This is a genomic window from Kitasatospora sp. NPDC049258, from assembly GCF_040678895.1.
Classification (GTDB): Bacteria; Actinomycetota; Actinomycetes; order Streptomycetales; family Streptomycetaceae; genus Kitasatospora.
The window spans coordinates 54979-63148 of the sequence record NZ_JBFAQT010000037.1 but is presented as its reverse complement, the minus strand read 5'-3'; the positions used below and the strand labels follow the sequence as shown (position 1 = coordinate 63148).

Annotated in this window: 7 protein-coding genes; 1 reads left to right on the top strand and 6 read right to left on the bottom strand. The window is 76.2% G+C overall.

The annotated features are described in order from the left end of the window. Positions 1–246: transglycosylase family protein (locus tag AB0K43_RS25275; protein WP_363643488.1), on the top strand; the 246-nt coding region annotated here is incomplete at its 5' end. Positions 247–313: 67 nt separating this feature from the next. On the opposite strand, the gene AB0K43_RS25270 is transcribed toward AB0K43_RS25275, so the two are convergent. The 6 genes from AB0K43_RS25270 to AB0K43_RS25245 form a co-directional block, all read right to left on the bottom strand. Then, positions 314–1057 (bottom strand): GntR family transcriptional regulator, encoded by a 744-nt coding sequence (locus AB0K43_RS25270; RefSeq protein ID WP_363643486.1) that lies wholly within the window; start codon positions 1055–1057, stop codon positions 314–316. A 94-nt stretch (positions 1058–1151) separates the two neighbouring features. After that, positions 1152–2276 carry a DUF3103 family protein gene (locus tag AB0K43_RS25265; protein WP_363643484.1) on the bottom strand — a complete coding sequence of 375 codons (1125 nt, stop codon included), beginning with the start codon at positions 2274–2276 and terminating at the stop codon, positions 1152–1154. Between the two features lie 95 nt (positions 2277–2371). Further along, positions 2372–4228 (bottom strand): GMC family oxidoreductase, encoded by a 1857-nt coding sequence (locus tag AB0K43_RS25260; protein WP_363643482.1) that lies wholly within the window; start codon positions 4226–4228, stop codon positions 2372–2374. Continuing rightward, positions 4225–5565, bottom strand: coding sequence for a hypothetical protein (locus tag AB0K43_RS25255; RefSeq protein ID WP_363643480.1), 1341 nt, complete (start codon positions 5563–5565; stop codon positions 4225–4227). Before AB0K43_RS25255 ends, AB0K43_RS25260 begins: the two co-directional genes overlap by 4 nt. Before the next feature lie 368 nt (positions 5566–5933). Next, positions 5934–6425: a methyltransferase gene (locus tag AB0K43_RS25250; protein WP_363643478.1), complete on the bottom strand. Its 492-nt coding sequence runs from the start codon at positions 6423–6425 to the stop codon at positions 5934–5936. A 93-nt stretch (positions 6426–6518) separates the two neighbouring features. Further along, on the bottom strand, positions 6519–8156 hold the full coding sequence (locus AB0K43_RS25245; RefSeq protein WP_363643476.1) for an amidohydrolase: 1638 nt from the start codon (positions 8154–8156) through the stop codon (positions 6519–6521). Positions 8157–8170 lie beyond the last annotated feature (14 nt).

Below are 8170 nucleotides of genomic sequence, written 5' to 3'. Positions count from 1 at the left end.
TCCACCTGGGACAAGGTCGCGCAGTGCGAGTCCACCGGGAACTGGGCCATCAACAGCGGCAACGGCTTCTACGGCGGCCTGCAGTTCACCAACAGTACCTGGGCCGCCTTCGGCGGCACCTCCTACGCCCCGCAGGCCAACCTGGCCAGCAAGGCGCAGCAGATCGCCGTCGCCGAGAAGGTCCTCGCCGCCCAGGGCCCCGGCGCCTGGCCGGTGTGCTCGGTCAAGGCCGGCCTCACCAAGTAACACCCAGCACGCGACAGGGCCCGCCCCCACCCCGGGGGGCGGGCCCATCGCCGTACCCCGACCGGGCTCAGCCGTCGTGGCGACGCTCCCGCTCGTGGTCCCCGTCCGCCCGCCCGGACGGGCGCAGCGAGGCGAGCATCAGCTCCTCGGTCGCCCGCAGGTACTGCTCGGCGGCACTCTCGGCCTGTTCCGGCAGGCCGTCGACCACCGCCTGGACGACCGGGGCGAGCCGGGCCGCCGCCTCGGCCGGGTCCTCGAACGGGGCGCGCAGGGCGCCGCGGACGGGGAGGTAGGCGTTGAAGAGGGTGTTGGTGAGCAGCAGGTAGACCCGGTTGCCGGTGGCCCGGGCCAGCTCGCGGTGGACCTCGGCGTCGGCGAGCTGGGCCGCGTCACCGTCGCCGGCCCGGGCCACCGCGTCGAGCACCTCGCGCAGGCGGGCGGCCTGGCGGTCGGTGCGCCGGACGGCCGCCCGGCGGGCGATCAGGGCGCCGATGTGCCGCCGGACCTCGAAGATCTCGGTCAGCCAGCCGCTGTCCCGGGTGGCGAGCATCGGCAGCAGGTCCGCGCCGCCGACCCGCAGGAAGTCCCGCACCCGGGTGCCGATGCCGTGCCGGGTGCTGAGCAGTCCGGCCTGCTCCAGGCGGGAGAGGGCGTGTTTGAGGGTGGTGCGGGTGACCCCGTAGCCGGCGGCGAGCTCACGCTCCGGCGGCAGCAGCTCGCCCGGGACGTGCGTGCCGCCAAGGATGTCGTCCCGCAGCCGGTGCTCCAGCACGTCGACCACGGACTGGCGGGCGATGATCTCGGGGGGCACGGGCGGGTCTCCTCGGCTGCGCTGGACTCCCTGAGTGGCTCAGCCACCCGGTGACCGGAGTCAACCGGGTGGCAGAGCCGCCGTCAAGCGGTGCTCAGAACTCCTGGACGAAGTACGGCGAGACGCTCATCCACCCGTTGGCCGCGGCCCCGTTGAGCCGGCCGGAGCTGTTCCTGGCCAGGGTGTACCAGGAGTCGACGTAGTCCGGGTCGTCGGTCCACCAGGAGCTGGGCAGCGCGGCCAGCACCGCGTTGACCAGCGGGATGTACGTGCCCTGGTCGGCGATGGTGAGCAGGACCGCGGTGATCGCCTGGGCCAGCGCCAGGTAGTTGGTGTCGCCGTCGTCCTCCATCAGCACGACGTCGGCCAGGTTGTACTTGTAGTTCGACCAGTTCACCAGGATCTGGTTCGGGTAGTAGACCGTGCCGTCGTAGTCCAGGTAGGGCATGGTGACGGAGTCGACCCGTGCCTTGCCGTCCTGGCCGAAGCCGGTCACCAGGGCGAACATCTCCGCGCCGCCCTTGAACCAGGGCTCCTCGTCGTCCGAGACCTCGATCGCGTCGACCTTGGTGGCCCACCAGCCCGCGGCGGCGGTGGAGGCCGGCGCGGCCGGGGTGTTGAGGCCCTTGCGGGCGAGCTCCTCCCCGATCAGCTTCAGCCCGGCGGCGGTCGTCCTGGCGGAGTCGAGGTCCACCAGGTAGACCGGCTGGCCCGGGACGGTGCGGGCGTCCAGGGCGTGGGCGCGGCCGGCCCGGTCGTAGGCGGTGACGGTGCGGGCGTGGTCGTCGCCGACCGCGGCCGCGACCAGCGGTTCGGCGCCGGCGTCGAGCGCGGCGCGCATCGACGGGTCGGCCAGCTGGACCCGCAGCAGCGGGCCCAGGTCCTGTCCGAGGCCCTTGGCGCCGGCTATCCGCCGGTCGGCCTCCGCCACGGTGGCGGCCAGCTGTCGGGCGGCCGGGGCGGTGGCCCGGCCGGCGAGCGGGCTCAGCTCCACCGCGCCGGCCCGGACGCCGGCCCGGACCTGGGAGCCCCAGCCGGCGTCGGCGAGCGAGCGGGCCAGGTCCTGCGCCACCTGCTGCTCGATCCGGGTGACCTTCGCCCCCTGCGCGGCCGCGGCCGGCGCCGGGGCGGTGACGGGGGAGGCCGCGGCCTGACCCGCGGCGAGGGTGAGCAGGGAGAGGACGGCGACCGTTAAGGTGCCGCGCCGGGCAACGGACATGGGAGATCTCCTGATCGGTGGGGGACGGCGCCGCCGCGGCCCGGCGGCGCCACGCTCAGTGAACCGCGTACATGACACGGCATCAATAGCGCACGTCAGCCGCGCTCGACGGCGGCCCGGGAGACCGCCAACGAGAGCGCCATGATCGTGAGTTGCGGATTGACCCCCGGACATCCGGGGAGTCCCGAGGCGTCCGCGACCAGGACGCCCCGGACCCCGCGCAGCCGGCCGAGCCGGTCCGCCGGGGCGATCTGGGGATCGGCGCCGAGTGCCACGGTGCCGGTCGGATGGAAGGCCGAGAGGTGCAGGTCGCGCGCGGTGGCCCCGCCGAGCAGTTGGTGCAGTTCGGCGGTGCTGCGCGCCCTGGGCGTCCGCGGCAGGCCGGTGAGCACCTCCTCGGCCCCTGCGGCGAAGAGCAGTTCACCCATCGCGGCGACGGCACGCAGCAGCGAGCGCCCGTCCGCCGGGTCCAGCCGGTAGGTCAGCAGGGGGCGCCGGCCGCCGAGCACCCGGCCGCCCGGGCGGTCGGCGATCATCGCCCCCAGCGTGGCCAGCCGGTCGGCCGACTCCAGCTCGGCGCGCAACTCCCGCCCGAGCCCCGGCAGGACGAAGGAGCCCATGCCCGGTGGCGGGGCGGTCGCCTCGATCAGGATGCCCTGGTCGTGCAGTTCCTCCACCCCGGTGCTCTGCAGCACGGCGGGGCCGGTGGCGACGGGCTCCGCGAACCGGCCGGCCACGCTGGTCGCCGGGTGGACGGCGAGGTTGCGGCCGGTCCTCGGGTGTCCGCCCAGACCCGAACGGCGCAGCAGCGCGGGGGACTCCAACGCCCCGGCGGCCACCACCACCAGCGGTGCGAGGATCTCGAAGCCGCTCCCGTCGGGCCGCCGGGCGGCGATGCCGGCCGCCCGCGGGCCACCGGGCCGGTCCGGGTCGACCAGGATCCGTATCACCCGTGCCGAGGTGACGATCCGGGCACCGGCCGCGCAGGCGTCGGGCAGCACCGAGAGCTGCACGCTCTGCTTGGCCCCGGCCGGGCACCCCACCACGCACTGGCAGGAGCCCTTGCAGCCGGGCGCGTTGCGGCGCAGCGGACCGGCCCGCCAGCCGAGCCGCTCGGCCCCGCGCAGGGTGAGCAGGCCGTTGCGGCCGAGCACGTCCAGCGGCTGGGTGGCCACCCGCAGGGTCCGCTCGATCTCGTCCAGATCGGCCCCGAAGGCCGCCCGGTCGGCCAGGTCGAGTCCGTACCCGGACCGCCAGCGCTCCAGCACCTGATCCGGAGTGCGGTAGCAGGTACCGGAGTTGACGACGGTGGTGCCGCCGACGGCGCGTCCGGTCGGCAGCAGCACCGGCGGGTTGCCGGCCAGCACGGTGGCGCCGCCGTCGCGGTACAGCTCGGCGAAGCGGTCCAGCGGCGCCCGGCGGCCGAACTCGGCGGTGGCGTGGTGCCGGCCCTCCTCCAGGACCAGCACCCGCAGCCCGCCGCGGGCCAGCGTCCGGGCCGCGACGGCGCCGCCCGCGCCGGAGCCGACCACCACGGCGTCGGCGGTGGCCCGGTCCGGCCACTCGCCGGACGGCAGGCAGTCCAGCGGCGGGTCCTCGGGCACGGCGGAGCCGAGCAGCGGCGGCGGCCGGTGCTGCAGCATCCGCTCGGTGCCGGCGGCCAGCAGCACCGGCACCTTGAGCACGTCCAGCAGCGGCCGCAGGGCGGGGCGGGCGCCCAGCGAGGCGAGGACGGCCTCCCGGCGGGGCTCGGGGAGGCGGTCCAGCCGGGCGCCGGTGCGCAGCAGCGCATAGGCGTCGACGGCGGCGGCCGCGGCGCGGAGCCCGGCGCGGGCGTGGGGCGGCATCGCGCCGAGCAAGCCGTCCAGGCGGTCGGCCGCGGCGCCGGGCCAGGCCTGGCGGCCGTCGTCGGCGAGCAGGGCGGCGACCAGGCCCCGGCGACTGCGGCTCATCGGGTGCCCACCTCCGCGTGCGCGGTCCCGCGCAGGGTCCACTCGCCGTCCGGGTGCCATCGGCCCCACCACCGCTCGACGGTGATCAGGGCGTCGGCCGCCTCGCTGTTGCGGCACACGGCCGTGCCGCCGTCCGGGTCGGTGTAGTCGAGGGTGACGGTCCGCTGCTCGGGCTGCCGGACGGTGACGGTGATCCGGCGCAGCGCCGTGCGGCCCGTGACGCTCCACTCCGGCAGCCCGATCCTGGCCCGGAAGGCGCCGAGCGCGGAGCCGGTGCCCCGCCGCGGCCAGCTGCGGCCGCCGCGGAGCAGCCGCAGGAAGACCAGCGGCGGCAGCCGGCGCAGCCCCGGGCGGGCGGCGGTGGCGGCCACCACCTCCAGCACGTCCCCGCCGCCCAGGTCGGCGTGCAGCCAGGCCCAGCGCCGGGCGTTGCCGTGCCCGTAGATCCGGGCGGTGGCGCCGGGGGCACCGTCGAGCCGGAGTTCGCCGCCCGGGTGGGTCACGGTGCCGGTGTAGCGGGAGGTGGCCGCGGGCAGCATGTGCGCGGCGGGCAGCACCGGCCGCCGCCAGGCCCAGCGCGGGAAGGTGTACAGCGGCGGGCCGGTGAACTGCTCGGTGAGGTCCCAGGTGTACGGGCCCGCCTTGCCGCGCAGCCGGTCCGCGGCGGAGTCCGGCTCCGCGGTGTAGCGGGCGTGCCCGGCCTCGGCGTCGGGCGGGAAGAGTGCGATCCAGCCGTGGCTGCGGGCGGGCGCACCGTCGGCCGGGGCGGTCAGTTCGTGGTGCAGCCACAGCCCGGTGCCGCTCGCCGGGTCGGTGAGGGTGGTGTACCAGACCTCGGTACGGCCGGGCGTGCCGTCCCAGCGCGGTGCGAGGGCGGCCTGCGCTCCACCGGGCCGGGCGAACCGCCAGCTCCGCAGGAAGGGGAGCAGCGCGGCCGGCGGGAAGCGCAGGGTGCCCCGGCCGATCTCCCGGCCGTCCTCGGCCAGCGTGAACGGCAGGACGGTCATCGAGGCCAGCGGCCGGTACGGCGTGACCGACTTCCAGCCGTCCAGGGTCAGCCGCCGGCCGTCGGCGGTGAACTCCAGCCGGTAGCGGATCCGCCGCCGGGCCACCGGGGAGATCTCCAACTCCCCGGCGGCAGCGGGGTCGTCGGCCAACCCCTCGATCCGGGCCCGGCCGCTCAGCCGGGCCTCGGTGGTCCGGTGCGGCAGCAGCACGCGGTCGGCCCGGACCGCGAGCTCCAGCCGGACCGTCCGCACCCCGGCCTCGCCCACGAGCCGCACGGTCCCCACCATCAGCTCGTCGAACGCCGTGCCGCGCCGGGGCAGCGTCTTCATCGCCCGCTCCAATCCCAGTTGGTTCAGTGGCTGAGCCACTGAACCACTGAGCCGACCCGGCGTCAATCCCCTGTCCCGGCCGAATGCGCGCCCACTACGGTGACGCGATGACGAACGGCTCCGACCCGACCCTCCTCGCCGACCACCACCCGAACGGCCCGGCCGACACCCGCACCCCCGGACCTGCGACTGCTTCGACCAGTCCCGGATCACCAACCGACACCGGGTCCGTCTCCACCGCGCCGCGGGAGAGCACGGTGAACACCGGGCGCCGTTCGGCGACGAGAAGGTCCGCCCGCCGTTCCCCGGCCTGGGCGGCGGTGCCCAGCCGGCCGGCGAGGACTGACCGGGAAGCCCCGCCGCCGGGGTCAACTCCCGGACGACAGAACGAGGATGGAGATCTCGCCGGCCCGCCGCGGCAGACCGCTCCGGTGCAGCCCGGCCTCGGCCAGCAGCGGGGTGAGCGCGGCGACCTCGGCGGTCGGCGCGAGCACCAGCAGCCGGGCGGCCGGGGACGGCGTCGCCGCGCGGACGGCCAGCAGCTCCCGGAGCGTCTGGTCCGGGCTCCGCGGCAGCCGGCCGAGCAGGTAGACGTCCGCGCCGAGCGGCACCTGCTCCGCCGGGCTGCCGCCGATCAGCGCGACGCGCTCCGCCACCCCGGCGGACTGGAGCAACTCCCCTGCCCCGTCGATGACATGGGGGAGGTCGACGAGGGTGCCGAGGGCCCGCGGGTGCTTCGCCAGCACCGCGGCCAGCAGCGCGCCCGACCCGCCGCCGACGTCCACCACATGGCGGGCGGACGCGAAGTCGTGCGCGGTCAGCAGCAGTTCGGCGGCCGGGGTGTCGGCGGTGGTGTGCACAGGACCCTCCAGGGCATCGGACGACTGCCAGGACAAACGACGGCGGGCGCCGAAAGTAGCTTCCGGCACCCGCCGTCGACGCACTCCGGGCCGTCACCCGGCGGCGTGCACCAGCTGCCCGCCCACCCAGGTGCGCAGCACCCGGGTGGCGGCGATCTCCTCGGCCGGCCCGGCGAACGGGTCGCGGTCCAGCAGCACCAGGTCGGCCAGCGCGCCCGCCCGCAGGGTGCCGGCGTCGTCGTGGCCGTTCACGTGCGCCGACCCGGCCGTGTAGGCGGCGAGCGCGGTGCTTAGGTCGAGGCGCTGCTCCGGCAGGAAGACCCGGCCGTCGGTGGCGCCGGGCTCCATCCGGTTGACCGCGACGTGGATGCCGGCGATCGGGTCCGGGCTGCTGACCGGCCAGTCGCTGCCCGCCGCCAGGGTGGCGCCCGCCCGCAGCAGGTCACCGAAGGGGTACTGCCACGCCGCCCGCTCCGGGCCGAGGAAGGGGATGGTCAGTTCGTCCATCTGCGGCTCGTGCGCCGCCCACAGCGGCTGGATGTTGGCGATCGCCCCGAGCGCCGCGAACCGGGGGACGTCCAGCGGGTGGACCACCTGGAGGTGCGCCAGGTGGTGCCGGGTGGCGCGGCGCCCGTTGGCGGCGCGGGCGGCCTCGACCGCGTCCAGCGCCTCGCGCACCGCACGGTCGCCGAGGGCGTGGAAATGGACCTGGAAGTCGAGCGCGTCCAGCTCGGTGACGTACGAGCGCAGCGCCACCGGGTCGACGAAGCTCAGGCCGCTGTTGGCGGTGGCGCAGCCGCAGCCGTCCAGGTAGGGCGCGGTGAGCGCGGCGGTGAAGTTCTCGGCGATGCCGTCCTGCATGATCTTCACCGCGGTGCAGCGGAACCGGCCGTGGGCGGTCTCGGCCCGGCGGGCGACCAGCTCCGGGATCTGCTCGGCGCCCCGCTCGCGCTGCCACCAGAGCGCGCCGGTGACCCGGGCCGTCAGGGTGCCCGCGCGGGCGGCCGCCAGGTAGGCGTCGGTGGGGTCGGGCTGGCCGTTGAAGACCCCGAGCAGGGCGTCCTGCCAGCCGGTCACGCCCAGCGAGTGCAGCAGCTCCTGGGCCCGGAGCAACCCGGCCAGCCGCTCGGCGGCGGTGGTCGGCGGCACCAGGCGGGCGACCAGTCCGGTGGCGCCCTCCTGGAGCATGCCGGAGGGCGTGCCGTCCGGCTCCCGCTCGATCCGGCCGTCCGCCGGGTCCGGGGTGTCCCGGGTGAGGCCGGCCAGCTCCAGCGCCCGGGTGTTGGCCCAGGCCCCGTGGTGGTCGCGGTTGAGCAGGTAGACCGGCCGGTCGGGGACGACCGAGTCGAGCAGCTGCCGGGTGGCCCGGCCGCCCTCGAAGCTCTCCATCGACCAGCCGCTGCCGGTGATCCAGGCCCGCTCCGGGTGGGCCTCGGCGAAGGCCCGGATCAGCCGCAGGTACTCGGCCGCCCCGACCGTGCCGCTCAGGTCGCACTCGCCCAGCTCGGTGCCGCCGTAGACGGCGTGCAGGTGGGCGTCCTGGAATCCGGGCACCAGCATCCGGCCGGCCAGGTCCACCACCTCGGTGCGCGGGCCGATCAGTTCGCGCACCTCGTCGTGGCCGACGGCGGTGATCCGCTCGCCGGTCACGGCGAGACTGCTGGCCCTGGTCCGGGCGGGATCGGCGGTGAAGATCGGGCCGCCGGTGAGGACCAGATCGGCGTGGGTCATGGTGTGGACTCCAA